The following is a 25,228-nucleotide window of genomic DNA, read 5'->3' as shown; positions in this document are numbered from 1 at the left end:
GCAGCTGAAAATGCATGGAGTACAGTGGCGAAATCGGGAAAGGACTGCGGGCAAGACCTAAAATCAACAAAAAAACCTATTATTTTCAAGCAATTAGCAATAGACCCCGGAGATAGCTAATCTGCACGCCAGGGAATCGATCAGAATTAACCATGCAACTTGCCCGATTTTTCCGGGACTAAATAAGATCACTCACTTCAGGAGCCTCGGACATGGAATCAGCACCGGAAAATCAAGGCCGCATTCTTCTGGTAGATGATGAGTCCGCGATCCTTCGTACCTTCCGTTACTGCCTGGAAGACGAGGGCTACACCGTCGCCACGGCCAATAGCGCCGCTCAGGCCGATGCCTTGCTGCAACGCCAGGTGTTCGACCTGTGTTTCCTCGACCTGCGCCTGGGCGAGGACAACGGCCTGGACGTACTGGCCCAGATGCGCATCCAGGCCCCCTGGATGCGGGTGGTCATCGTCACCGCCCATTCGGCCGTCGACACCGCGGTGGACGCCATCCAGGCCGGCGCCGCCGACTATCTGGTCAAACCCTGCAGCCCCGATCAACTGCGCCTGGCGACCGCCAAGCAGCTGGAAGTCCGCCAGCTCTCGGCGCGCCTGGAGGCCCTCGAAGGCGAAGTGCGCAAACCCAAGGACGGCCTGGATTCGCACAGTCCGGCGATGAAAGTGGTGCTGGAAACCGCCCGCCAGGTCGCCGGCACCGACGCCAACATCCTGATCCTCGGCGAGTCCGGTACCGGCAAGGGCGAGCTGGCCCGGGCCATTCATGGTTGGAGCAAGCGCGCCAGGAAATCCTGCGTCACCATCAACTGCCCGTCGCTGAACGCCGAGCTGATGGAGAGCGAGCTGTTCGGTCACAGCCGCGGAGCCTTCACCGGCGCCAGCGAAAGCACCCTTGGCCGGGTCAACCAGGCTGACGGCGGCACGCTGTTCCTCGACGAGATCGGCGACTTCCCGCTGACCCTGCAACCCAAGTTGCTGCGGTTCATCCAGGACAAGGAATATGAGCGGGTCGGCGACCCGGTGACCCGCCGCGCCGACGTGCGCATCCTCGCCGCGACCAACCTCAACCTCGAGGACATGGTGCGCGACGGACGCTTCCGTGAAGACCTGCTGTACCGCCTGAACGTGATCACCCTGCACCTGCCGCCGCTGCGCGAACGCAGCGAAGACATCCTGACCCTGGCCGACCGATTCCTGGCGCGCTTCGTCAAGGAATACGCCCGTCCCGCCCGCGGCTTCAGCGACGAGGCCCGCGAAGCGCTGCTCAACTACCGCTGGCCGGGCAATATCCGCGAGCTGCGCAACGTGGTGGAACGCGCCAGCATCATCTGTCCCCAGGAAAAGGTGGAAATCAGCCACCTGGGCATGGCCGAGCAACCGACCAACAACACCCCGCGCATCGGCGCTGCCTTGAGCCTGGACGAGCTGGAGAAAGCCCATATCGGCGCCGTGCTGGCCACCAGCGATACCCTCGACCAGGCCGCCAAGACGCTCGGCATCGATGCCTCGACGCTGTACCGCAAACGCAAACAGTACAACCTGTGAGCCGCCCCTCATGAAGTTAGCGATGAAACTGCGCACGAGACTGTTTCTGAGCATCTCGGCGCTGATCACCGTGGCGCTGCTCGGCCTGCTGCTCGGGCTGGTCAGCGTGATGCAGATGGCCAAGACGCAGGAAGCGCTGATCCGCGACAACTTCATTACCCTGGACCTGGGGCTCAAGCTGCGACAGACCCTGGGCGACCAACTGCTCATCATGCTCAACCACAACCCTGACCGGACGGCGCTGGACGACTCCAGGCAGGAATACCTGGCCCTGCTCGAGCAGGGCATCGAGCATGAACGGCAAAACAATGTGCATAACGGCTTCACCCAGGCACGCGACGACTACCAGCGTTTCTTCGAAGCCTTCGAGCGCGCCGACGGGAGCTCGGCAGGGGTCAATGGCAATACCGAACTGACCCACCGCTTCAATACCCTGCGCAATGGCTTGATCGGCGAACACAAGCAGGCCCTGGACAACATCAATGACATCGAACACCAGGCCCGCAATCGCGCCTTGCTGATCGCCGGCCTGCTTGGCCTGGTCGGGCTGGCCGTGCTGATCATCGGCTTCATCACCGCCCACGGCATCGCCCGGCGCTTTGGCGGCCCCATCGAAGCGCTGGCCAAGGCCGCCGACAATATCGGCCAGGGCAACTTCGACGTGACCCTGCCCCTGTCTGCGGCTGCCGAGATGAACTTGCTGACCCGGCGCTTCGGGATCATGGCCCAAGCCCTGCGCGAACATCAGGCCACCAATGTCGACGAACTGCTCGCCGGCCAGCAGCGCCTGCAATCGGTGCTCGACAGCATCGACGACGGTTTGCTGATGATCGACCGCCAGGGTCACCTGGAACACCTCAACCCGGTAGCCCAACGTCAGCTGGGCTGGGACGAGGAACGCCTCGGACAAGGGCTGGGCAGTGCCCTGCAGCGACCGGAACTGGACGAGCAACTGCAACTGGTATTGCGCGGCGGCACCCTGGAACGGGCGCCGGAAGACCTCAGCGTCGAGGTCGATGGCGAATCGCGCCTGCTGACGTACAGCCTGACCCCGGTCAGCCATCCCCAGGGGCATATCCTCGGCGCGGTGATGGTGCTGCACGACGTCACCGAGCAGCGAGCCTTCGAGCGTGTGCGCAGCGAGTTCGTATTGCGTGCCTCCCATGAATTGCGCACCCCGGTCACCGGTATGCACATGGCGTTCGGCCTGTTGCAGGAACGCCTGCGCTTCCCAGAAGAGTCCCGCGAAGCCGACCTGCTGAACACCGTCAACGAAGAAATGCAGCGCCTGATGCAACTGATCAACGATCTGCTGAACTTCTCGCGTTATCAAAACGGCCTGCAGAAACTCACCCTGGCGCCTTGCACCCTGGAAGAGCTGCTGGAGCAGGCGCGCAACCGCTTCATCGGCGCAGCCACGGCGCAGGGCATCGAGCTTCGGGTGGAGCTCCAGGCGCCGTTGCCGCGGCTGCACGCTGACCGCATGCAACTGGAGCGGGTGCTGGACAACCTGATCGACAATGCCCTGCGGCATACCGCCAACGGTGGTTTGATCCGCTTGCAGGCCCGTAGGCATGGCGAGCGGGTCATCATCAGCGTCGAAGACAACGGCGAAGGCATCGCCTACGGGCAACAGGGGCGGATTTTCGAACCCTTCGTCCAGGTCGGACGCAAGAAAGGCGGGGCCGGCCTGGGCCTGGCGCTGTGCAAGGAAATCGTGCAACTGCACGGCGGGCGCATGGGCGTCTATTCACGGCCAGGGCAGGGAACCCAGTTCTATCTGGCCTTACCCCTCTAGGGGCTAGGCCCCGTCATCCAGGCGCCGCGGCCCCAGGCGGCGCCCGCGGGTAATCAGGTCGATGAACTGCACCGCGCTCAGCGCATGGGCGAACAGCCAGCCCTGGCCAAAACGCACGCCCTCGCTGCTCAGCAGCAACGCCTGATCCTCGAACTCGATGCCCTCGGCAATCACCTTGAGCTGCAGGGCATGGGCCATGCGAATGATGTGCGGGGCGACGCCGCTGCTGGCGGCGTCATGCCCCAGGGCATCGATGAATGCCTTGTCGATCTTCAGGTAATCCACCGGCAGGGTCTGCAGGTATGCCAGGCTGCAATAACCCGTGCCGAAGTCGTCGATCAGCACCTGATGACCAACGTCCCGCAAGGCTTGCAGGTTATGCCGGGCGACCACCACATCGATCAGCCCGCGCTCGGTGACTTCGAAAGCGATCTGCCGCGCCGCCACCCGATGCAGCGCCAACAGACGCGCCATCACTTTGCCGATCCGCGGCACCATGACATCGCAGGCCGCCAGGTTGACCGAGATGTACAGCTGCGGGTTGGCCCGCAACAGATGCCCCAACTGTTCGAGCAGGCGTTGCAGGACAAAATCGGTGATCGGGCGGATCTGCCCGGTGTTCTCCGCCATGGGAATGAACAGGTCCGGGCTGGTCAGGGTGCCGTCCGGACGACGCCAGCGCAGCAGGGCCTCGGCGCCGACACACTGCCGCGTTCGCAGATCGAAGATAGGTTGATACAGCACCTGCAGCTCGCCGCGGCGCAGCGCTCCCTGCAATTCGGCGCCCAGGGATTGGCGCTGCCCGGCCAGTTGAAAGGCCAGGCCGCCAATAAAGACCGCCAGCACCAGGCTGCTGGGCAGCAGCCACCACCACCCCTCGAAAATTTCTCGCTGCATGTTGGTGCGGGGGGTGACGAGCACCATCTGATACTCCGGATTGCTGGTGGGCATCCGGTAGATCAACTGGTCCTGGGTCACCAGCAACGGGCTGCGTCCAATGGGCGGCCACGGTTCGGTCGGCGGCCAGTCCAGCGCCGGTCCCAGCACCGGGATGGCCCGCGAGCCATGGTCGAGAACCACCATCAGGCTGCTGTTGGCGGGCAGGTCGACCATGTCGGTCAGGTGCCCGCGAGACGTCGCCACGCGAAAGTTACCGCGCCCGAGCATCAGCGCCGCGCGGTTTTCATTGGGTTCGGTAGAAGTGTTCAGCCAATAGCTGTAGGTCGGGCCGCGGATATCCGGCGGTCGCATCACGGCCAGGTTGTCCTGAAGCGGCCAGTTGGTGCAGGCCTGGGCGGCATCGATATAGGCCGCTTCATAAATGAAGCGGTAACTGAAGCTGATCTGCTGCAGGGTCACGACCATCTCGGGGCTGCATTCGCGCAGGGGCTGCGCCTCGAGTACGTCCAGGCCTTCACGCAACTGACCGAACAGTTGCTCCAGGCGTTCGAGAAAACGCTGGCCCTGGGCATTCATCTGCTCGCTTTCGCGCAGTTGCGCCTCGTGCATCGCAATGCCCAGGCTCGCCGCCAGCAGCAGGGCCGCACTCAACACAGCCGCACACATCGCCAACAGCCAGGGGCGATAGAACCAACTGCGTAGGGGTTCGCGAGCGGCCAGCATCATTGGATATCCGAGGGTTACCAATGAGTTATAGCTACTGATTGAGAAAAAACCCTGACCGTCGGGCGGGCGTCATTATTTTGTCTGGTTGAGCACCTGCAGGATCGCAGCGCTTTCTGCATCCGGCTGGCCGTCGAAACGCGACGGCCGGTAATGCATCTGGAACGCGGCCAGCACGTGACGGGTCGCCACATCCAGCTCGCCAGTCTGCGGCGTCTCATAACCCAGGCGCGCCAGGCCTTGCTGGAACCAGGCGATGCTCGGCAACTGCGCGGCAAAGAACGCCTGCTGGCGCGCCACCGCCTGGGCGTTCGGCCACCGGCCCAACCCGGCTTCGGCCAGACGCTTCCAGGGGAACAGCGGACCCGGGTCGAGCTTGCGCAGGGGAGCGATATCACTGTGACCAATGATGTGCTGTGGCGCGATGTTGTTGCGCTTGCTGATGTCCTTGAGCAGCACGATCAGGCTCTGTACCTGCGCTTCGCTGTAGGGATACCAGACACGCCCGGTGGGCAGGTCACGAAAGCCCGGGTTGACGATCTCGATCCCGATGGAGCTGGAGTTCAGCCAGGTACGGCCTTGCCACTGGCTCTCGCCGGCGTGCCAGGCGCGGTATTGCTCGTCCACCAGTTTGTAGATGGTCGCCGCCTTGTCGTCGCCGATCAGGTAGTGGCTGCTGACCTGGCCATGGGTCAGCAGTTGCAGGGAACGCTCCATCGAGGCCGAGGTGTAATGCACCACCACGAATTGCACCCGCTCATCGAAGTTGACCGAAGGGTGGCTGGTATCGAAACGCGGACCGCTGGCGCAACCGGCCAGCAACAGAAGGGACAAAGCGAGGACAAGAACTTTCATGGCGGAAGGCAGTACGCTGGAGAAAATAATGCAACAGTGTAACGTACTGCCTTTGCGGAAAACCGACGAAAACACCGGTTTATACAAAATGGAACAAATTATGCGTCAGCCCAGTTCCACCCGGTTGCGCCCCGCCTCCTTGGCCCGATAGAGCGCCTGATCGGCTCTCTTGAGCACCAGATCGCTGCGTTCTCCCGGCTTGAAGGCACTCATACCGATGGACATGGTGATGGTCACCCGCTCGCCCTTGAAGTGAAACGGACAGGCTTCGATGGCCGCCCGCAAGGTTTCCGCCAGACGCGCCCCGACCGGCCAGGTGGTATCGGGTATCAGCAGGACGAACTCTTCACCGCCGAAACGGGCGATGAAATCATTGCCGCGCAGGCGCTTGCGCAGCACGCCGGCGATGATCTTCAGCACCTTGTCGCCGGCCAGGTGACCGTAGTTGTCGTTGATCCGCTTGAAGTGGTCAAGGTCGAGCATCGCCAGCAACAAGGTGTTGCCGTGCTGCTGCCACTGCGCCACTTCATGCTCCAGACGCTCGCTCCAGGCCGCTCGATTGGGCAGGCCGGTGAGGGGATCGATCAGCGCTTTCTGCCGCTGCTCTTCCAGGTGCTCGCGGTAGCCCTGGGCTTCCTGCTCCATGCTCGACACCCGCTCGGCCAGGCTTTGCAGGCGCGCAGCCACTTCCTTTTCGCGTTCGTCACGCTGCTTCTGGTGATGGTCCATGGTGCCAAGCAGGCCTTCCAGATGGCTTTCCAGCACCTGCTTGAGATCGTCCAGATCCGCCGCTTCCTGAACGCTGCTTTGCAGGCCATCGACCTGCTCGCGAATCTGCGTGTCCATCTCCCGCGCCGCCGAACTGCTGTCGGCATGGCCCTCGCTGGCGGCCTGCAGGTTGCTCTGGAAGGATTCCAAGCGCTCGTTGAGTCGCTTGAGATACGCCTCGAACTCATGCTGGCCGCTGTCGGTGATCGCCAGCATCAATACTGCCAGATCGTCGAGGATCGGCAGCAATTCGTACCAGTTCAACCCATGTTGCAAGCGATCGCGCATGGACTCGGCTTGCGGCTGATGACGTTCTGGCAAGCTCAGGTCATCCAGAAGGCCAAGCAGGGTATGTTCGATGTGCTTGGCCACCGAACTGTAGGAGGGCTCCGGCGTGTCGGGCAGGGCATACAGCACATCCTGCTCGGTCTGCTGCGGGTCGATCGCCGCCAGCGCCTCGGCCATGGCCGCCGGCAACGGCAAGCGATCGAGCAGCACAGGCGCCGGGACCGCCTCGGCGGGTGCGGCAACGATCAACTCGTCCGGGTTGGAAGGAGCAACCGCAGCTTCGACAGTCGAAGGCTGCACGGCCGGCGGCACTTCAATGGGTTCAGGCGCGGCTGGCGACGGCGATTCCTGTGAATCCAGCATCGGCGGGGCCGACTCGACGGCGATGGGTTTCTCCGACTCCAGCACCGGCGGTACAAAGGCTTCGACCTGGGCAGCCGTGGTTACCTCGGGCAGTGCTTGCGGTTGTGGCTCGGGCGGCTGGCTGACAGCAGCGAGCTCCTCGACCACAGGCGCAGGGGCTTCGGACGGCCGTGCGGGCGCGACTTCGACACGAGACGGTGGCGTTTCAACCGCAGCGCTTTCAGCCGTTGCCAGTGGCTGTACCGCAACCGGGCTCGCCACCACCGCAGGCATTTCGGCCGCGGACAGGACAGGCGCTTCGTCAGCGTCACGGCCACCAAACAGACGCTGCAGCAAACCTGGGCGGGGCGGCTCCGCGGGGTTCTCCAGCTGGCTCAGCGCCTTGCCTTGCAGGCCGCTCAGCTCACCCAGCAACAGTGGAATTTCCCGGGCTTGGCCGACACGACCATCCAGTTGCTTGGCGAAGTTTTTCAGCGGACGACTCACCTCGCGAGGCAACGGCAGCTTCTGCAACTGGCTGACCAGCGAGGTCAGGGCCGTGCTCATTTGCTCGATGCGGGTCTCGCGGCGCTGCTCGGAGTCCAGCACGGCTTTTTCCAGGCGCGGCAACAGGGCCGCCAAGGCCGCGTCCATATCGTCGGTGCGCACCACCTCGCGCATTTCCTTCATGCACTGATCGACAGCGCGATCAGTACCTTCGGCCGCCAGCGTGCTGCGCACCAGGCCACGGCGAAGCAGGTCGAGGCGGGCATTCCAGCGTCGCTCGAGTTTTTCCTGTTGTTCGATACTTTTGAGGTACTTCTCTTTCCAGCGCTGGGCGTCGTCGCTCATTCATGGGTTCCGCGAGGGGCAGGACTCAGCGCGGGCAATGCATCGGCCGTGAGCGAACCCGGCAGACGAATCTCTACCGCGACCGGCAGGTGATCGGAAATCGGTTGGGCCAGGACTTCGACCCGCTCCAGCGTCAGGCTGGGGCTGAGCAAAATATGATCAAGACAGCGTTGTGGGCGCCAGCTGGGGAACGTCGCTTCCAGTTGCGGCGCCAGCAGACCGAGGTCGCGCAACGGCGAATGTTCCAGCAGATCGCTGGCGTGGGTATTCATGTCGCCCATCAGCACCTGATGCTTGTAGCCGCCGATCATCTCGCGGATATAGGCCAGTTGCCGGGTACGCGTACGGGCGCCCAGGGCCAGGTGCATCATCACCACCACCAACGCCTCGGGACCATCGCCGAAGCGCACGAGGATCGCACCACGCCCCTTGGGGCCGGGCAGCGGATGATCTTCGATCGCCCAGGGACGCAGGCGGCTGAGCACGCCATTGCTGTGCTGGGCCAGGCGGCCAAGGTTGCGATTGAGCTGTTGGTACCAGTAGGGGAAGGCGCCGAGTTGGGCCAGGTGCTCGACCTGGTTGACGTAGCCCGAACGCAGGCTGCCGCCATCGGCTTCCTGCAGGGCGACCAGATCGAAGTCGCCCAGCAGATCGCCGATCTTTTGCAGGTTGTCGGCGCGCCCGTTGTGCGGCAGCAGGTGCTGCCAGCCACGGGTCAGGTAATGCCGATAACGTTCGGTACTGATACCGACCTGGATATTGAAACTGAGTAGCCGCAGACGGCTGTCTGCCGGCAGGCCGGAGGACGCCACATGGTGCTCGTTGACCCGCGGATCATGCAGGCCAACGATACGTTCCGTACCCCAACGTCGCATGGCAGGGGCTCGCTTACTTGGCCGCCCGCTCTTTGGCGATCAGCTGGTCGGCGACGCTCAGGGCACCTTCAGGACCACCGGCGGTGCCCAGGTCGAAGCGGTACTTGCCGTTGACGACCATGGTCGGTACGCCAGAGATCTGATAGGCCTGGGCCTTCTTCTTCGCATCCTCGACCTTGCCTTTGACGGCGAACGAGTTGTAGGTGCTCAGGAACTTGTCCTTGTCGACGCCTTCGCCAGCCAGGAACTCGGCCATTTCCTCTGGGGATGCGAGTTTCTTGCCGCCATGGATGGCTTCGAATACCGCTTTGTGGACCTTGTGCTCGACACCCATGGCTTCCAGGGTGATGAACAGTTGACCGTGAACGTTCCAGATACCGCCGAACATGGCAGGGATGCGCACGAAGTTGACGTCGGCCGGCAGTTTTTCAGCCCATGGGTTGATGGTCGGCTCGAAGGCGTAGCAGTGCGGGCAGCCATACCAGAACAGCTCGACCACTTCGATCTTGCCAGGCACCGCAACCGGAACGGCGCTGCTCAGCTCTACATATTGTTTACCGGCTTCAAGGGGCTCGGCGGCTTGAGCAGTCATGCCAAACAGGCTGGCGGTGACGAGAGCGGCGCTGAGAATCAGATTACGCATGCTTTACTCCTGAACAAGTAAGGTCGCCTCGCGCGGCCTGTTCGCAGACAGGTCATGGCAGGGCTTGAGTTCGCTAGTGTAGCGGCAGACGCCATAAAAAAGGGCGGCCTGAGCCACCCTTTATGCTTTCATCGACAGATTAATCGATCATTAACGTTGCGCAAGATAGACCCTTTCGCAACATGATCGCCGGCCTCAGTGCAGGCCCTGAATGTAGCTGGATACCGCTTCGATGTCCTTGTTGCTCAGCTTGGCGGCGATGCTGCGCATGATCATGGTGTCGCCGTCGTTGGTGCGGTTGCCTTCGCGGAAGTCGGTCAACTGCTTGGCTACGTACTGAGCATGCTGGCCACCCAGGTGCGGGAAGCCGGCAGCGGCGTTACCCGTGCCATTTGGCGAGTGGCAACCGGTGCAGGAAGGCATGCCTTGATCCAGCTTGCCGCCACGGAACAACTCTTCACCGCGAGCCACGACTTTCGGGTCTGCCGCGCCGACGCTGCCTTTCTGGCTGGCGAAGTAGGCGGAGAGGTCGGCCAGGTCCTGATCGCTCAGGTTGGTCAGCAGGCCGGTCATTTCCAACACCTGGCGCTTGCCGGACTTGATGTCGTGCAACTGCTTGTTCAGGTAACGCTCACCCTGACCCGCCAGCTTTGGAAAGTTAGGCGCCATGCTGTTCCCATCCGGACCATGGCAAGCACCACATACAGCGGCTTTCGCCTGACCGGCAGCAGCGTCGCCTGCAGCATGGGCGACACCTGTGATGCCCAAGGTCAACAGCAGACTCACGAGTAATTTGTTCATCAGCTAATCCAACTACGGCTAAGGGTTAAGAGTTATGGACCGGGATCACTCGCTCATCCAAAGGATGATGGCTCGGTAATCCTCGGCACTGCAGTCCATGCACAAACCACGCGGCGGCATCGCCTTGAAACCCTGGGTCACGTGTTGCACCAGCGTCTCCATACCTTGCGCCAGCCTCGGCGCCCAAGCTCCCTGGTCCCCCTTGCGGGGAGCCGTTGGTAGTTGGCCGGAATGACAAGCCCCACAAACACGGTTGTACACAGCTTCCGGATCCTGTGTAGCCTGAGCGCTGTAAAGCGGTATCAGGACGCCGGCAGCCAGCAGCCATTTCGTCATAAAACGACCTTTTCAGGGTTGAGAGCGTGCTGCGTTCTAATGCGCAATCAAGGTCTATCGCTCTCGTGAACTTCATCCTACGCTGGGACAAAGCGCACACAAAATCTGCGGCATTATATACTGGCGCTACTGAAACGGAAACGACACCGCTCGCCGCGTCCATTCTCGGCACCGCCCCTATCGGAAATCCCATGCAACTCAAAAATCCCATTCTTGGTCTGTGCCAACAGTCCACTTTCATGCTCAGCGCCGCCAAAGTCGATCAATGCCCCGACGACGAAGGCTTCGAAGTGGCCTTCGCCGGGCGTTCCAACGCTGGCAAATCCAGCGCCCTGAATACCCTGACCCATGCCAGCCTGGCACGCACCTCGAAAACTCCGGGCCGTACGCAGCTGTTGAACTTCTTCAAGCTAGACGACGATCGCCGTCTGGTCGACCTGCCGGGTTACGGTTACGCGAAAGTACCGATCCCGCTCAAGCAACACTGGCAGCGTCACCTGGAAGCCTACCTGGGCAGCCGCGAGAGTCTGAAAGGGTTGATTCTGATGATGGACATCCGCCATCCGATGACCGACTTCGACCTGCTGATGCTCGACTGGGCCGTCGCCAGCGGCATGCCGATGCACATCCTGCTGACCAAGGCCGACAAACTGACCTACGGCGCGGCCAAGAACACCCTGCTCAAGGTGCAGTCGCAAATCCGTAAGGGCTGGGGCGACAACGTCACCATCCAGCTGTTTTCGGCACCAAAACGCATGGGCCTGGAAGAGGCCTACACTGTACTGGCGGGCTGGATGGAACTGGCGGACAAAGGCGCCGAAACCGAGACCTGAAAGACATACGCAAAACTGCCTGTGGTGTGATCAGGCAAGGCAAAAACTGGCGGAAACGGCTGGGGTCGCATTCGACTTTAGGGGCCTAAATGAGCATTTCCCGCCAGTTTTTAACGCAGCATGATCGCGCCACAGGCAGTTTTGGGGCAAAAAAAACCCCGGACTTCGTATGGGGAGGGGAAGTTCGGGGTCCAAGTTCCGGACCGCTAGGGCGGGGTCCAGATATCTGCCAACACTTAACACAACATAGGAGCATCGAAGGGCTTCACCAGCCATTCAGTTACTCTGAGTGGGCTTTCACTGATTAAGTTCCGGGAGGTTTCAAAAACTATTGGCAATAGTCGATGAAATTTTCCGCACTAATAGCTCTTCGCTAGCCTTCGCCGCGGCACTATGCCGCGGCCAAAGTACTGCCTTCTCGCCTCAGTGCGCCTCATCCCAGTTACTGCCCACCCCGACTTCGACCAGCAGCGGCACATCCAGGGTCGCGGCATTGCTCATGTAGCCGCGAATCTCCTCGCTCACCTTGTCCACCAGGTCTTCGCGCACTTCCAGCACCAGTTCGTCGTGCACTTGCAGGATGACCTTGGCATCCAGGCCTGAGGCCGTCAGCCAGTTGTCTACCGCCACCATGGCCTTCTTGATGATGTCGGCCGCCGTGCCCTGCATCGGTGCGTTGATCGCCGTACGTTCGGCGCCGGCGCGTTCCTGCGGCTTGTTGGAGTTGATCTCCGGCAGGTACAGGCGGCGGCCGAACAGGGTTTCCACATAACCCTGTTCCGCGGCCTGGGCGCGGGTGCGGTCCATGTATTCGCGCACGCCGGGGTAGCGGGCGAAGTAGGTGTCGATATAGGCCTTGGCAGTCTTGGTATCGACGCCGATGTCCTTGCCGAGCTTCTGCGCGCCCATGCCATAGATCAGGCCGAAGTTGATCGCCTTGGCGCTGCGGCGCTGATCGGAACTGACGTCCTTGAGCTCGACCTTGAACACTTCGGCCGCGGTGGCCGCGTGCACGTCGAGGTTGTTGCGGAAGGCATTCAGCAGCCCTTCGTCGCGGGACAGGTGCGCCATGATCCGCAGTTCGATCTGCGAATAGTCCGCCGCCAGCAGCTTGTAGCCAGGCGGCGCGATGAAGGCCTGGCGGATGCGCCGGCCTTCAGCGGTACGCACCGGGATGTTCTGCAGGTTCGGATCGCTGGAAGACAAACGCCCGGTAGACGCGACTGCCTGGTGATAGGAGGTGTGGATCCGCCCGGTACGCGGGTTGATCTGCTCCGGCAGACGGTCGGTGTAGGTGCTCTTGAGCTTGCTCATGGAGCGATACTGCATCAGCACCTTGGGCAGTGGGTAGTCATCCTCGGCCAGCTTGGCCAGCACTTCTTCAGCGGTGGACGGCTGGCCTTTGGCAGTCTTCTTCAGCACCGGCAGGCCGAGCTTGTCGTAGAGGATGACTCCCAGTTGCTTGGGCGAACCCAGGTTGAACTCTTCGCCAGCGATCTCGAAGGCTTCACGCTCTAGCGCCACCATCTTGTCGCCCAGTTCGATGCTCTGCACGCCCAGCAGGTCGGCGTCCACCAAGGCACCCTGGCGCTCGATCCGTGCCAGCACCGGCACCACGGGCATTTCGATATCGCTGAGCACGCTGGCCAGGCTCGGGATCGCGGCCAGTTTTTCATGCAAGACCTGATGCAGACGCAGGGTCACATCGGCGTCTTCCGCCGCGTAAGGCCCGGCCTGCTCAAGAGCAATCTGGTCGAAGGTCAGCTGCTTGGCGCCCTTGCCGGCGATGTCCTGGAAACTCACGGTGGTATGGCCCAGGTATTTCTCCGCCAGGCTGTCCATGTCATGCCGGGTGGCGGTGGAGTTGAGCACGTAGGACTCGAGCATGGTATCGAAGGCGACCCCGCGCACCGTGATGCCGTTGGCCTGATCGCCGCCGATGGCGCAGTTGGCCAGGATATTCATGTCGAACTTGGCGTGCTGGCCGACCTTGAGTTTGTTCGGGTCTTCGAGAATCGGCTTAAGGGCGCGCAGGACGGTGTCGCGGTCCAGTTGTTCCGGCACATCGATGTAAGAGTGGGTCAGCGGAATATAGGCCGCTTCGTTGGCCTGCACGGCGAAGGACAGCCCCACGAGCTGCGCCTGCTGGGCATCGATACCGGTGGTTTCGGTATCGAAGGCGAACAGCTTGGCGTTCTTCAGTTTTTCCAGCCAGACATCGAAACGCGCCTGATCGAGGATGGTTTCGTACTGGGCTTCGACAACCACCGGCACTTCGATCTCGGCCTGAGTCAACAAGTCGGCCATCGGCTCAGAGGCGGCGACACTCAGTTCCAGACGCTTGGCATCGCGCTGCAGCTCGTCGAGCCAGCTCTTGAACTCCAGCAGGCTGTACAGCTCGACCAGTTTGTCGCGATCCGGTTCGCCCAGGTGCAGGTCGTCCAGGCCGATATCCAGCGGCACATCGACCTTGATCGTCGCCAGCTGATAGGAGAGGAAAGCCATCTCCTTGTGCTCCTCGAGCTTGGCCGGCAGGGTCTTGGCCCCGCGAATCGGCAGGCTCGGGACGATATCGAGCTGGGCATACAGCTCGTTCAGGCCACCGTTGACCCCCACCAGCAGGCCGGAAGCAGTCTTCGGGCCGATGCCCGGCACACCCGGGATGTTGTCGGAGGAGTCGCCCATCAGCGCCAGGTAATCGATGATCTGCTCGGGAGCGACGCCGAATTTCTCCTTCACGCCCTCCACGTCCATGCTGCTACCGGACATGGTGTTGACCAGCGTAATGTGCCCGTCCACCAGTTGCGCCATGTCCTTGTCGCCGGTGGAGATCACCACCGGCCGGTCGGCCGCCGCGCTGCTGCGGGCCAGGGTGCCGATCACGTCGTCCGCCTCGACGCCCTCGACGCACAGCAGCGGAAAGCCCAGGGCGATCACGCTGGCGTGCAGCGGTTCGATCTGCACCCGCATGTCGTCGGGCATGCTCGGGCGATTGGCCTTGTAGGCGGCGTACATGTCATCGCGGAAGGTCCCGCCCTTGGCGTCGAACACCACGGCGAACGGGCTGTCCGGGTACTGCTTGCGCAGACTCTTGAGCATGTTCAGCACACCCTTGACCGCACCGGTCGGCATGCCTTTGGAAGTGGTCAGCGGGGGCAGCGCGTGGAAGGCGCGGTACAGGTAGGACGAACCGTCCACCAGGACGAGGGGGGCTTGGCTCATGAGCAGGATCAACCTTTTCGGCGGGTCCGGCGCTAGAATAGCGGGACCGTTGACGACAAAGGGACAAGGTTATCATGCGCACACTAAATCGCTTGCTGCTGGCCAGCCTGATTGCAATCGCGCCGATGGCCGTGATTGCGGCGGAGGATGCGCCATCGGCGGATCCGGAAGTAACCATTCGCACGGAAGGCGACAAGACCATCCAGGAGTACCGCCAGAACGGTTTCCTGTACGCCATCAAGGTCACACCGAAGGTCGGCAAACCCTACTTTCTGGTGCGCGCCGACGGTTCCGATGGCAATTTCATTCGTTCTGACCAGCCGGATATGCTGATTCCGGCGTGGAAAATTTTCGAGTGGTAAACCACTCCTAACTTCAACCGGCGCTGGCTCGACAGCGGCGCCCGTACTGGCAGTTTTTAACCATGTCTGTGTTTACTCCCCTGGCTCGGCCCGAGCTGGAAACCTTTCTCGCCCCTTACGGGCTCGGCCGCCTGCTTGACTTCCAGGGGATTGCCGCTGGTAGCGAAAACACCAACTTCTTCATCAGCCTGGAACAGGGCGAGTTCGTCCTGACCCTGGTCGAGCGCGGCCCGGTCCAGGAAATGCCGTTCTTCATCGAACTGCTGGACGTGCTGCACGACGCCGACCTGCCGGTGCCTTACGCCCTGCGCACCACCGACGGCGTGGCCCTGCGCGAGCTGGCCGGCAAGCCGGCGCTGCTGCAGCCGCGCCTGGCCGGCAAGCACATCAAGGAAGCCAATGCCCAGCATTGCGCGCAGGTCGGCGAGCTGCTGGCTCATCTGCACCTGGCGACCAAGGACAACATGATCAAGCGCAAGACCGATCGTGGCCTGGACTGGATGCAGGAAGAAGGCTCGCAGATGCTGTCCCATCTCGACCCGCAGGCGCGGGACTTGCTGCAGCGGGCCCTGGATGAAATCGACGAGCAGAAGGTGAAGATCCTCGCGCTGCCTCGGGCCAACATCCACGCCGACCTGTTCCGCGACAACGCGATGTTCGAAGGCACGCACCTGACCGGGCTGATCGACTTCTACAACGCCTGCTCCGGGCCGATGCTGTATGACGTGGCGATTGCCCTGAACGACTGGTGTTCCGACGCCGACGGCCTGCTCGACGGCTCGCGCGCCCGGGCCCTGCTGGGTGCCTACGCGGCCCTGCGCCCGTTCACCGCCGCCGAGGCCGAGCTGTGGCCAACCATGCTGCGGGTGGCCTGCGTGCGCTTCTGGCTGTCACGCCTGATCGCCGCCGAGTCCTTTGCCGGACAGGACGTGTTGATTCACGATCCGATGGAGTTCCAGCTGCGCCTGGCCCAGCGTCAGCAGGTCAGCGCGCCATTGCCGTTCGCCCTCTGAAAGCCTCGCGGGCAAGCCCGCCCCTACGTTCTCTTGTAGGAGCGAGGCTTGCCCGCGATAGCGTCAGCCGTCTTTACAACGATTCCAGGCAACCCGCCAGATCGTTGCCCAGCTTCTCCAGCACCTGCTCATAACCCCGCGCGGTGGCCGGGGTGTAGCCGCCCAGCGCATCGAGTTCCGCCAGCTTCACCGGCAAACCCGCCACCAGGGTTTCAGCCAAGCGCGGGCGCAATGGCGGCTCGCTGAACACACAGGTCTTGCCGACCTGCTGCAAGCGCGCGCGCATTGCCGCTACGTGCTGCGCGCCCGGCTGCACTTCGGCCGCCACGCTGAACACACCCGCATGCTTGAGCCCATAAGCGTCTTCGAAGTAATCGAAGGCTTCATGGAAGACGAAATAAGGCTTGCCGGAGATCGGGGCCAGGCGGGCTTTCAAGCGGGCGTCCAGGGCATCCAGGCGCTGGTCGAAGGCCTTGGCGTTGCTCTGGTAACGCGCGGCGTTGGCCGGGTCCGCGGCACTCAGGTCGAGCGCCATGCGGTCGGCGATGACCCGCGCGTTGACCGGCGACAGCCACAGGTGCGCATCGAGGCTGCCTGGACGATGAGCGTGGTCATGTTCGTCGGCTTCTTCAGCGTGCGAGTGGTTATCTTCGGCGAAATGACGGAGTTTCAGGCCTGGCAGGTCCTGCACCGCCAACGCTGGCAGCGTGCGGCCCTTGAGGACCCGCGGCAGAAAGCTCTCCATGTCCGGGCCGATCCAGTACAGCAACTCCACCGACTGCACCTTGCGCACATCGGAAGGACGCAGCGCATAGTTGTGCGGCGAGGCCCCCGGCGGCAGCAGGACCTCGGGCACGGCGATGCCGTCCTGGACGGCGGCGGCGATCAATTGCAGGGGTTTGATGCTGGTCAGGACCCGGACTTCGGCCTGGGCCGAGCTGATCACGAACAAACTGGCGGTAAAAGCGACAAAAAGGGCAAAAAGTCGGGACACAATGACCACTCGAAGAGGCGAGAACGGGTAACATAATAACGTCTCTCACCATTATCGTCGCCGCTCATGCCTAAAACCCCCCTTGCCAGTCGCCCCCACGACCACTCTCACTGCGTACACAGCGCACTGTCCGAGGCCGATGCCCTGTGCGCCCGCCAAGGCCTGCGCCTGACCGCCCTGCGTCGGCGGGTGCTGGAGCTGGTCTGGCAAAGCCACAAGCCGCTGGGCGCCTACGACATCCTCGCCGTGCTCAGCGAACAGGACGGTCGCCGCGCCGCGCCGCCAACCGTGTACCGCGCCCTGGATTTCCTCCTGGAAAACGGCTTGGTGCACCGCATCGCCTCGCTCAACGCCTTCGTCGGCTGCAATCACCCGGAACACGCGCACCAGGGCCAGTTCCTGATCTGCCGCGTCTGCCACGCCGCCATCGAGCTTGAACAGAAATCCATCAGCGACGCGATCATCAGCAGCGCGCGCGATGTCGGCTTCGTCGTCGAAGGCCAGACCGTCGAAGTGGTCGGCCTCTGCTCGGGTTGCCAGGGGGCTTGATGAGCAATGCCTTGATTCGCCTCGACCAGGTCGCGGTGACCTTTGCCGGGCAGGCCGTGCTGGACAACATCCAGCTCAGTGTCGAGCCTGGGCAGATCGTCACGCTGATCGGCCCCAACGGCGCCGGCAAGACCACCCTGGTGCGCGCCGTGCTCGGCCTGCTCAAGCCCGACAGCGGCAGCGTCTGGCGCAAGCCGAAGCTGCGGGTCGGCTACATGCCGCAGAAGCTGCATGTCGACCCGACATTGCCGCTGTCGGTGCTGCGTTTCCTGCGCCTGGTGCCCGGCGTGGACCGCGCGACAGCCCTGGCCGCACTGAACGAAGTTGGCGCCGAACAGGTGATCGACAGCCCGGTGCAGAGCATTTCCGGCGGCGAGATGCAGCGTGTGCTGCTGGCCCGCGCCCTGCTGCGCGAACCGGAATTGCTGGTACTGGACGAGCCGGTACAAGGCGTGGATGTCGCCGGCCAGGCCGAGCTGTACAGCCTGATCACCCGTTTGCGCGACCGCCACGGCTGCGGCGTGCTGATGGTCTCCCACGACCTGCACCTGGTGATGAGCACCACCGACCAGGTGGTCTGCCTCAATCGCCACGTGTGCTGCTCCGGCCACCCGGAACAGGTCAGCGGCGACCCGGCCTTCGTCGAGCTGTTCGGCCAGAACGCGCCGAGCCTGGCGATCTACCACCACCATCACGACCACGCCCACGACCTGCACGGTTCGGTGGTCACCGGGGCCGCGGCCGGCCACGTTCATGTTCACGGAGATAGCTGCAAGCATGGCTGATTTTCTGTTGTACGCCCTGCTCGCAGGCCTGGCGCTGGCGCTGGTGGCAGGTCCCCTCGGATCGTTCGTGGTCTGGCGGCGCATGGCCTATTTCGGCGACACCCTGTCCCATGCCGCCTTGCTCGGCGTGGCCCTGGGCTTTCTGCTGGATGTCAGCCCGGCGGTGGCGGTGACCGTCGGCTGCCTGCTGCTGGCGGTGCTGCTGGTCACCCTGCAACAACGCCAGCCGCTGGCTTCCGATACGTTGCTGGGGATTCTCGCCCCCAGCACCCTCTCCCTCGGGCTGGTGGTACTAAGCTTCATGCATGACGTGCGGATCGACCTGATGGCCTATCTGTTCGGCGATCTGCTGGCGATCAGCCCCGGCGACCTGGCGTGGATTCTTGGCGGCAGCGCCGCGGTACTGCTGCTATTGGTAGCCCTGTGGCGGCCGTTGCTGGCGATCACCGTGCACGAGGAGCTGGCCAGGGTCGAAGGCTTGCCGGTGGCGTCGCTGCGCCTGGCGCTGATGCTGTTGATCGCGGTGGTGATCGCGGTAGCGATGAAGATAGTCGGGGTGCTGCTGATCACTTCGCTGCTGATCATCCCGGCGGCTGCGGCCCAACGTCACGCCCGTTCCCCGGAGCAGATGGCGCTGGGCGCGAGCCTGCTGGGCATACTCGCGGTCTGTGGCGGGCTGGCGTTGTCGTGGTTCAAGGACACCCCCGCGGGGCCATCGATCGTGGTCACGGCGGCCGCATTGTTTCTGCTGAGTTTTGTCCTGCCCCGTCGAGGGGTGTAGACTTGCTCGCTTTTTGCGCAATTAGAGAGTCGCAGGAATGAAGCCGTTCGCCTCCCGTTATCTGCTCCTTGTCGCATTTTCCCTGCTGCTGGGCGCCTGCCAGAGCACGCCGCCGGCTGAAGTGCCCGACGCCCGCGCCACGGCCATCGCACAGCTGCAGCAAAATATCGCCAGCAGCGAACTGGCCACCGCCGAAGACCAGTTAAGCGCCTTGCAGGCCCAGTCGCCCAACGACCCGCAGCTCGAGCAATACCAGCGCCAGCTGGCCGAAGCCTACCTGCAGCGCAGCCAGATCGTGTTGCAAAAGGGTGATGTCAACGCCGCCGCTACGGCCCTGAGCCGCGCCCGCGCGCTGATGCCCAAGGCACCGGCCCTGACCGGCGGCGTCGATGGCGCCATCACCCAGGCCCGTAAAGCCGAGCTGGAAAAAGCCGAAGCCGCGCTCAAGGCAGCTGAAGCCCGGCCGCCAGCCAAGCTGATCGACCCGGCCGCCGAGAGCACCACCATTGCACTGAACCTCAGTGATATCAAACAACTGCGTCGGCAACTCGATGCGATCGCCGCCGATGTGGTGAATTACCAGTGCGACGTGAGCATCCAGGCGCCACGCACCGAAGATTACCCCTGGCTGAAAACCCTGCTGAGCAAGCGGGTGAAAAAGCTCGACGGCGAGTTCGACCTGCAGATCGAACGGCAGATCCTGCGCCACATCCCGGCACAGATGGTGCTGACGCCACGCAAAGCCCAATAACGCCACCTCTGTAGGAGCGAGCGGGCGGCGATCCGACTTGCCCGCGATCAACGCTAACGCGGTGCCAAACCCTTTCGCACGCAAGCTGCGCTCCTACAGAAGCGTCAGCAGCATCAGGCGGGAATCGCCTTGGCCTTCGGCTCCCGCTCCCAGACCCGGTGATGGGCAATCGCGTTGAAGAACGCCTTCAACGCCTTGGCATCCCCGCCGACGATCAACCCCGCATCCACTTCCAGCTTGAGTACATCCAGCAACTGCTTGGCCTCGCCCTGCAAGGCAATCGCCTTGAGGTGCTTGTAGGCTTCGAGCAGGTAATGCAGGGCCACGCCATCGCCGCTCAAGGCTTGTATCGACTTGGCGCCACCCGGCACGAACACCGCGTCGAACGCCACTGACGGCAGCCCTTCCATGGAAGCGTCCACCGGCAGGGTCTTGCCATCCGCCGTGGTCACGGGCGCCGAGGTCGGGCCCAGCAACCTGGCGTGGGCGCCTTCGGCTTGCAGGGCCTTTTTCAAGGCGTCGATCGCCTTGCCGTCGACCCCGTTCGCCGCCAGGATCGCCACTTTGCGGGTCTTGATATCCCCCGACAGCAGGTTGGCCTGGCTCAGGGCCGGCGAGTGATCGGGGGTCAGTTCAGGCACCTCGACAGTGCCCGCCTTGGGCACCGGCAAGCCCAGGTTCTGTGCGACCCGCCTGGCCAGCTCGAGATCGATATTGGCCAGGATCTCGTTGACCTGCCGCGCGCGGATCCACTCGCGCTCGACCTTGCCCAGCTCGAAGCTATAGGCGGCGATGATGTGTTCCTGCTCATGCGTGCTCATGCTCTTGAAGAACAGTCGCGCCTGGGAGAAGTGGTCGCTGAAGGACGGGCTGCGCTGGCGGATCTTGTGCGCGTCGATGCGTTCGCTGTAGCTCTCGAAACCGCCATCCTCGGCCGCGGGCGGCGTCTCTTTCGGCCAGCCGCCATCGATGGAATTGGGCTCGTAGGAGGCCCGCCCCTTATCGATGGTGGTGCGGTGCATGGCATCGCGCTGGCCGTTGTGAAAGGGCGCCAGCGGGCGGTTGATCGGCAGTTCATGGAAGTTCGGCCCGCCGAGGCGGCTGATCTGCGTATCGGTGTAGGAGAACAGCCGGCCCTGCAGCAGCGGGTCGTTGGAGAAGTCGATGCCCGGCACGATATGCCCCGGGCAGAAGGCAACCTGCTCGGTCTCGGCGAAGAAGTTGTCCGGGTTGCGGTTGAGCACCATCTTGCCCAGGGGCGTGATCGGCACCAGCTCCTCGGGGATCAACTTGGTCGGGTCGAGGATGTCGAAATCGAACTTGTGCTCGTTTTCCTCGACTATCACCTGCACACCCAGTTCCCATTCCGGGTAATCGCCGCTCTCGATCGACTCCCACAGATCGCGGCGATGGAAGTCGGTGTCCTTGCCCGCCAGCTTTTGCGCCTCGTCCCAGACCAGGGAACAGGTGCCCACTGTCGGCCGCCAGTGGAATTTGACGAAGCTGGATGTGCCTTCGGCATTGATGAAACGAAAGGTGTGCACGCCAAAGCCCTGCATGCTGCGCAGGCTTTTCGGAATCGCCCGGTCGGACATGGCCCAGATCACCATATGCGCCGATTCCGGCTGCAACGACACGAAGTCCCAGAAGGTGTCGTGAGCCGAGCCACCGGTAGGGATCTCATTGTGCGGCTCGGGTTTGACCGCATGGACGAAGTCGGGAAACTTGATCGCGTCCTGGATGAAGAATACCGGCATATTGTTGCCCACCAGGTCGAAGTTGCCTTCGTCGGTGAAGAACTTCACGGCAAAACCGCGCACGTCGCGCATGGTGTCGCCAGAGCCGCGCGGCCCCTGCACCGTGGAGAAACGCACGAACACCGGGGTCTTCTTCCCCGGATCGCGCAGGAAGCCGGCCTTGGTCAGGGCCGAATGATTCTCGTAGGTCTGGAAGTAACCATGGGCGCCGACACCACGGGCATGGACGATACGCTCCGGGATCCGCTCATGGTCGAAGTGCGTGATCTTCTCCCGCATGATGAAGTCTTCCAGCAGCGAGGGCCCGCGGGCGCCGGCCTTCAGGGTGTTCTGGTTATCGGCGACCTTGACCCCCTGGTTGGTGCGCAACGCCTGTTCGGTGGCGTCGGAGCGGAAGGTCTCCAGGCTGTGCAGCTTGCTGTTGGTGTTGCCGCGATCCAGGGTATCGGTCCCGGCCAGCTGGCTTTTCGGTGCGCTTGGCTTCTTGCTGCTCATCAGGCAAAACTCCTCGTTGGCGAAGTCCCAGCGGGGCGGGGCTTCATCGGTCAAAATCGCCAGGCACGGCACCTGGCTTTTTTCGAGTGGCTTATTGAGTGACTGATGAGGTTTGGCGCCGTTCCTTTTTTATGACCTTTGATCGCGTTATTGCCAAATCGAAGGATGAATACAAAATAAATGCTAAGAACCTCTATACGGACAGGCTAAAATGCGCGCCCGGCTAACCGCTGATCCTTTTCTAACGCGCCCCACAAGGTTCGCTACGTGATCGAGTTTCAAAACGTCCATAAAACCTACCGGGTCGCCGGTAAGGATATTCCCGCCCTGCATCCGACCAGCCTGAAGGTCGAGAACGGCCAGGTATTCGGCCTGATCGGCCATTCCGGCGCGGGCAAAAGTACCCTGCTGCGCCTGATCAACCGCCTGGAAAACCCCAGCGGCGGCAAGATCGTCGTCGACGACGAGGAAGTCACCGCCCTGGACGCCAACGGCCTGCGCCGCTTCCGCCAGCAGGTCGGGATGATCTTCCAGCACTTCAACCTGCTGGCCTCCAAGACCGTGGCCGACAACGTCGCGCTGCCGCTGACCCTGGCCGGCGAGCTGTCGCGCAGCGCGATCGACCAGCGCGTGGCCGAGTTGCTGGCCCGCGTCGGTCTTTCCGATCACGCCAAGAAATACCCAGCCCAGCTGTCCGGCGGGCAGAAGCAGCGTGTCGGCATCGCCCGCGCCCTGGCGACCAAGCCGAAGATCCTGCTGTGCGACGAAGCCACCAGCGCCCTGGACCCGCAGACCACCGCGTCGGTCCTGCAACTGCTGGCCGAGATCAACCGTGAACTGAAGCTAACCATCGTGCTGATCACCCATGAAATGGACGTGATCCGTCGCGTCTGCGACCAGGTGGCGGTAATGGACGCCGGGGTGATCGTCGAGCAGGGTTCGGTGGCCGAGGTGTTCTTGCATCCCAAGCACCCGACCACCAAGCGTTTCGTCCAGGAAGACGAGCAGATCGACGAAAGCGAACAGCGCGACGACTTCGCCCACGTGCCGGGCCGCATCGTGCGCCTGACCTTCCAGGGCGACGCCACCTACGCGCCGCTGCTGGGCACCGTGGCCCGCGAAACCGGGGTGGACTACAGCATCCTCGCCGGCCGCATCGACCGCATCAAAGACGTCCCTTACGGGCAACTGACCCTGGCTATCACCGGTGGTGACATGGAGGCGGCCTTCGCCCACTTCACCGCGGCGGATGTCCATATGGAGGTGCTGCGCTAATGGAACTGCTGACAAGTTTCTTCGCCAATATCGACTGGTACGAAATCTGGCTGGCCACCGGCGACACCCTGCTGATGCTCGGTGGCTCGCTGCTGTTCACCGTGCTGCTGGGCCTGCCCCTGGGCGTGCTGCTGTTCCTCTGCAGCCCGCGCCAGTTGCTGGAGCAGAAGAGCCTCTACGCCCTGCTGTCGCTGCTGGTGAACATCCTGCGCTCGCTGCCGTTCATCATCCTGCTGATCGTGATGATCCCGTTCACCGTGCTGATCACCGGTACTTCCCTGGGTGTCGCCGGCGCGATCCCGCCCCTGGTGGTCGGCGCCACGCCGTTCTTCGCTCGCCTGGTGGAGACCGCCCTGCGCGAAGTGGACCGCGGCATCATCGAAGCCACCCAGTCCATGGGCGCGACCACCCGGCAGATCATCACCAACGCCCTGCTGCCGGAAGCCCGTCCGGGTATTTTCGCGGCAATTACCGTGACAGCGATTACCCTTGTTTCCTACACCGCCATGGCGGGTGTGGTAGGCGCGGGCGGTCTCGGCGACCTGGCGATCCGCTTCGGTTACCAGCGCTTCCAGACCGATGTGATGGTGGTCACCGTGGTGCTGTTGCTGGTGCTGGTTCAAGTTCTGCAAACCGTCGGCGACAAGCTGGTGGTGCACTTTTCCCGAAAATAAGTCGGCCCTGGCCGGCAGGCGTCCGGCACCGGGCGCCTCACAAGGAGCTAGCTGGATGAAAAAACTACTCGTCGCTTTCGCCGCCGTTGCCGCGTTCTCCGCGCACGCCGCTGACACCCTGACCGTGGCCGCCACCCCGGTGCCTCACGCCGAGATCCTCGAATTCGTGAAGCCGGCGCTGGCCAAGGAAGGCGTGGACCTGAAGGTCAAGGTCTTCACCGACTACATCCAGCCGAACGTGCAGGTCGCGGAAAAGCGCCTGGACGCCAACTTCTTCCAGCACCAGCCGTACCTGGATGAGTTCAACAAGGCCAAGGGCACCCACCTGGTAAGCGTTGCCGGCGTACACCTGGAGCCGCTGGGCGCCTACTCCAACAAGTTCAAGAAGCTCGAAGAGCTGCCGGGCGGCGCCAACGTGGTGATCCCCAACGACGCCACCAACGGCGGCCGTGCCTTGCTGCTGCTGGCCAAGGCCGGCCTGATCAAGCTCAAGGATTCCAACAACATCCTGTCCACGGTCAAAGACATCACCGAGAACAGCAAGGACCTGAAATTCCGTGAGCTGGAAGCCGCGACCATCCCGCGCGTGCTGACCCAGGTCGACCTGGCGCTGATCAACACCAACTACGCCCTGGAAGCCAAGCTGGACCCGTCCAAGGACGCCCTGGTGATCGAAGGCAAGGACTCGCCTTACGTGAACATCCTGGTGGCCCGTCCTGACGACAAGGACTCGGACGCCATGAAGAAACTGGTTGCCGCCCTGCACAGCCCCGAGGTGAAGCAATTCATTCTCGAGAAGTACAAAGGCGCCGTGGTACCGGCGTTCTGATCGGTTGCAGAAACACAAACGGGGCGCCTTGAGGCGCCCCGTTTCGTTTCAGTTGCCTGCCGAGCTCCCTGTAGCCGCTGCCGCAGGCTGCGATCGGCTCCGCAGGAGACGTGCTCTTGAGGCCCTCGGAAGGCGCTACGCGCCTTATCGCAGCCTGCGGCAGCGGCT

22 protein-coding genes are annotated in these 25,228 nt (G+C 62.9%); 12 read left to right on the top strand and 10 right to left on the bottom strand.

Features of this window, described 5'->3' with window-relative positions:
• Positions 1-212 precede the first annotated feature (212 nt).
• Complete coding sequence (gene algB, locus C4K27_RS00475; protein ID WP_007924280.1) at positions 213-1,559, top strand: sigma-54-dependent response regulator transcription factor AlgB; 1,347 nt, start codon at positions 213-215, stop codon at positions 1,557-1,559.
• A 10-nt stretch (positions 1,560-1,569) separates the two neighbouring features.
• Positions 1,570-3,357, top strand: a complete 1,788-nt coding sequence (locus C4K27_RS00470) for a KinB sensor domain-containing domain (protein WP_053263258.1) — start codon at positions 1,570-1,572, stop codon at positions 3,355-3,357.
• A 3-nt stretch (positions 3,358-3,360) separates the two neighbouring features.
• Here the strand turns inward: C4K27_RS00470 and C4K27_RS00465 are convergent, their stop codons facing one another.
• The 7 genes from C4K27_RS00465 to C4K27_RS00435 all read right to left on the bottom strand — a co-directional run bounded on the left by C4K27_RS00465 (position 3,361) and on the right by C4K27_RS00435 (position 10,740).
• The gene (locus C4K27_RS00465; RefSeq protein ID WP_053263257.1) at positions 3,361-4,983 is read right to left on the bottom strand and encodes an EAL domain-containing protein; all 1,623 of its coding nucleotides are present in this window, start codon (positions 4,981-4,983) and stop codon (positions 3,361-3,363) included.
• A 72-nt stretch (positions 4,984-5,055) separates the two neighbouring features.
• A complete protein-coding gene (locus C4K27_RS00460) occupies positions 5,056-5,835 on the bottom strand; it encodes an N-acetylmuramoyl-L-alanine amidase (RefSeq protein ID WP_007924286.1) in 780 nt (259 codons plus the stop codon).
• Positions 5,836-5,940: 105 nt separating this feature from the next.
• Positions 5,941-8,085, bottom strand: coding sequence for a GGDEF domain-containing protein (locus C4K27_RS00455; protein ID WP_053263256.1), 2,145 nt, complete (start codon positions 8,083-8,085; stop codon positions 5,941-5,943).
• Complete coding sequence (locus tag C4K27_RS00450; protein WP_007924290.1) at positions 8,082-8,960, bottom strand: endonuclease/exonuclease/phosphatase family protein; 879 nt, start codon at positions 8,958-8,960, stop codon at positions 8,082-8,084. Before C4K27_RS00450 ends, C4K27_RS00455 begins: the two co-directional genes overlap by 4 nt.
• A 13-nt stretch (positions 8,961-8,973) precedes the next feature.
• Positions 8,974-9,603, bottom strand: a complete 630-nt coding sequence (locus tag C4K27_RS00445; RefSeq protein WP_009041530.1) for a thiol:disulfide interchange protein DsbA/DsbL — start codon at positions 9,601-9,603, stop codon at positions 8,974-8,976.
• 195 nt (positions 9,604-9,798) lie between these two features.
• Positions 9,799-10,404 (bottom strand): c-type cytochrome, encoded by a 606-nt coding sequence (locus C4K27_RS00440; protein WP_009041529.1) that lies wholly within the window; start codon positions 10,402-10,404, stop codon positions 9,799-9,801.
• A 45-nt stretch (positions 10,405-10,449) separates the two neighbouring features.
• Positions 10,450-10,740 carry a c-type cytochrome gene (locus tag C4K27_RS00435; RefSeq protein ID WP_009041528.1) on the bottom strand — a complete coding sequence of 97 codons (291 nt, stop codon included), beginning with the start codon at positions 10,738-10,740 and terminating at the stop codon, positions 10,450-10,452.
• Positions 10,741-10,931: 191 nt separating this feature from the next.
• On the opposite strand from C4K27_RS00435, the gene yihA reads away from it, so the two are divergent.
• Positions 10,932-11,573: a ribosome biogenesis GTP-binding protein YihA/YsxC gene (yihA, locus tag C4K27_RS00430; protein ID WP_053263255.1), complete on the top strand. Its 642-nt coding sequence runs from the start codon at positions 10,932-10,934 to the stop codon at positions 11,571-11,573.
• A gap of 423 nt (positions 11,574-11,996) precedes the next feature.
• Here the strand turns inward: yihA and polA are convergent, their stop codons facing one another.
• Positions 11,997-14,795, bottom strand: coding sequence for a DNA polymerase I (gene polA / locus C4K27_RS00425; protein ID WP_053263254.1), 2,799 nt, complete (start codon positions 14,793-14,795; stop codon positions 11,997-11,999).
• 74 nt (positions 14,796-14,869) lie between these two features.
• Here polA and C4K27_RS00420 point away from each other — a divergent pair, with 74 nt between their 5' ends.
• Together C4K27_RS00420 and C4K27_RS00415 are read left to right on the top strand one after the other, a co-directional pair.
• Positions 14,870-15,157, top strand: a complete 288-nt coding sequence (locus C4K27_RS00420; protein WP_007924295.1) for a DUF2782 domain-containing protein — start codon at positions 14,870-14,872, stop codon at positions 15,155-15,157.
• Between the two features lie 62 nt (positions 15,158-15,219).
• The gene (locus C4K27_RS00415) at positions 15,220-16,170 is read left to right on the top strand and encodes a homoserine kinase (protein ID WP_053263253.1); all 951 of its coding nucleotides are present in this window, start codon (positions 15,220-15,222) and stop codon (positions 16,168-16,170) included.
• A 73-nt stretch (positions 16,171-16,243) separates the two neighbouring features.
• On the opposite strand, the gene C4K27_RS00410 is transcribed toward C4K27_RS00415, so the two are convergent.
• Positions 16,244-17,173: a zinc ABC transporter substrate-binding protein gene (locus C4K27_RS00410; protein ID WP_053263252.1), complete on the bottom strand. Its 930-nt coding sequence runs from the start codon at positions 17,171-17,173 to the stop codon at positions 16,244-16,246.
• Between the two features lie 57 nt (positions 17,174-17,230).
• Between C4K27_RS00410 and zur the strand changes: the two genes are divergently transcribed.
• The 4 genes from zur to C4K27_RS00390 are packed head-to-tail and all read left to right on the top strand — an operon-like array spanning position 17,231 to position 20,030.
• Complete coding sequence (zur, locus tag C4K27_RS00405; RefSeq protein ID WP_007924301.1) at positions 17,231-17,713, top strand: zinc uptake transcriptional repressor Zur; 483 nt, start codon at positions 17,231-17,233, stop codon at positions 17,711-17,713.
• The gene (znuC, locus tag C4K27_RS00400) at positions 17,713-18,498 is read left to right on the top strand and encodes a zinc ABC transporter ATP-binding protein ZnuC (protein ID WP_053263251.1); all 786 of its coding nucleotides are present in this window, start codon (positions 17,713-17,715) and stop codon (positions 18,496-18,498) included. Before zur ends, znuC begins: the two co-directional genes overlap by 1 nt.
• On the top strand, positions 18,491-19,279 hold the full coding sequence (gene znuB / locus C4K27_RS00395; protein WP_007924303.1) for a zinc ABC transporter permease subunit ZnuB: 789 nt from the start codon (positions 18,491-18,493) through the stop codon (positions 19,277-19,279). Before znuC ends, znuB begins: the two co-directional genes overlap by 8 nt.
• Before the next feature lie 37 nt (positions 19,280-19,316).
• Entirely contained in the window at positions 19,317-20,030 is a 714-nt protein-coding gene (locus C4K27_RS00390) for a PA5502 family lipoprotein (protein ID WP_053263250.1), read from the top strand.
• A gap of 113 nt (positions 20,031-20,143) precedes the next feature.
• On the opposite strand, the gene katE is transcribed toward C4K27_RS00390, so the two are convergent.
• Positions 20,144-22,336 (bottom strand): catalase HPII, encoded by a 2,193-nt coding sequence (katE, locus tag C4K27_RS00385; protein WP_255313571.1) that lies wholly within the window; start codon positions 22,334-22,336, stop codon positions 20,144-20,146.
• A 213-nt stretch (positions 22,337-22,549) separates the two neighbouring features.
• Between katE and C4K27_RS00380 the strand changes: the two genes are divergently transcribed.
• Genes C4K27_RS00380 through C4K27_RS00370 form a run of 3 tightly spaced genes read left to right on the top strand, consistent with a single transcriptional unit; the run spans position 22,550 to position 25,060 of the window.
• Entirely contained in the window at positions 22,550-23,557 is a 1,008-nt protein-coding gene (locus tag C4K27_RS00380; RefSeq protein WP_007924306.1) for a methionine ABC transporter ATP-binding protein, read from the top strand.
• A complete protein-coding gene (locus C4K27_RS00375; RefSeq protein ID WP_007924307.1) occupies positions 23,557-24,231 on the top strand; it encodes a methionine ABC transporter permease in 675 nt (224 codons plus the stop codon). The genes C4K27_RS00380 and C4K27_RS00375 overlap by 1 nt, the downstream gene beginning before the upstream one ends.
• A gap of 55 nt (positions 24,232-24,286) precedes the next feature.
• Positions 24,287-25,060, top strand: coding sequence for a MetQ/NlpA family ABC transporter substrate-binding protein (locus tag C4K27_RS00370; protein ID WP_007924308.1), 774 nt, complete (start codon positions 24,287-24,289; stop codon positions 25,058-25,060).
• Positions 25,061-25,228 lie beyond the last annotated feature (168 nt).

Source organism: Pseudomonas chlororaphis subsp. chlororaphis (genome assembly GCF_003945765.1).
In the GTDB taxonomy this organism is placed as follows: Bacteria; Pseudomonadota; Gammaproteobacteria; order Pseudomonadales; family Pseudomonadaceae; genus Aquipseudomonas; species Aquipseudomonas chlororaphis.
This window is presented reverse-complemented; position numbering and strand designations above follow the sequence as displayed.